We start from the raw sequence: 1097 nt of genomic DNA on the forward strand, positions 1-1097 counted from the left end.
CTCTCACCCCTTGAGGCTGGCAAAGCCGTGGCTGAAGTCGAGCAGCGCTCAGCCCTCAAAGGGCATACCTGGAATGAAGAGCAGCGGGCCGCGACCACTCAGATCCTCACGAGCAACAATCAGATCGTTGGACTCCAAGGCTACGCAGGCACTGCCAAGACATCGACGGTCTTGGCAACGGTTGCAAAGAGTGCGGAAGCGCAAGGCTATCGCGTCACAGCCCTGGCCCCGACCGCCTCAGCCGCGCAGGTGCTGGGAGATGCGCTCGACAGTCGAGCCGATACCTTGGCGCGGCATCTTCTGGCGCCAGGACGCCCTAGCTCCCAGCCTCAGCTCTGGATTGTCGATGAGGCGTCTCTTGTTTCAGCCAAAGACATGGCGAAGCTCTTGAGCACAGCGCAGAGCCATCGGGCGCGGGTGCTCTTGGTGGGAGATATCAAACAGCTTGGCTCCATTGAGGCCGGAGCGGCCTTTGAGCAGCTTCAAGAGGCGGGCATGGAGACGGCCAGGCTGACGAGCATCCTGCGTCAAACCAATGAGCATACGAAGGCGGCGGTCGAAGCCAGTTTAGAGGGGAATGCCAAGAAGGCCTTGGAGGCCCTGGATCGCGGCGGCGGACGTGTCGTGGCAATTGCTGATCGTGAGGGCCGTTTTGCGCAGATTGCCGAGGATTATGCCGCTCTCAGCCCCGAGGAACGGCAGAAAACGCTGGTCATTGAGCCATCACGTGAAGGACGGGATGCTTTGACCCAGGACATTCGAAACAAGCTCATTGAACGTGGTCAGCTTGGAGCTGAAGTTCTTAAGGCGACGAAATTTGTGTCCAAAGACCTCACCAAAGCAGAGGCCAAACGAGCGGAGAGTTATGAGCTTGGCGATATTGTGCGCTTTGCGAAGGATTACGCCGATAAAGGCGTCTCGCGGCATGGCGCCTATCGGGTCATCCAGGCGGATGAGGCCAAGAATGTGCTCACGCTTCAAGATGAGCGTGGGCGAGAGCTTGCCTGGCACCCTCGACAATGGGGAGCGGCACAAGCTCAAGTCTATCGCGAGGAAGCGCTAGAGCTTCGCGTGGGGGATCGCGTTCAGTTTACGCG

At 59.3% G+C, this 1097-nt stretch carries 1 protein-coding gene; it reads left to right on the top strand.

Translation table 11 applies throughout. The features are described from left to right. Positions 1 to 27 precede the first annotated feature (27 nt). Positions 28 to 1097, top strand: a 1070-nt coding sequence (locus ASO19_RS08945; RefSeq protein ID WP_258036105.1) for an AAA family ATPase, incomplete at its 3' end; no start/stop codon positions are given.

The organism is Parasaccharibacter apium (assembly GCF_002917995.1).
Lineage (GTDB): Bacteria > Pseudomonadota > Alphaproteobacteria > Acetobacterales > Acetobacteraceae > Bombella > Bombella apis.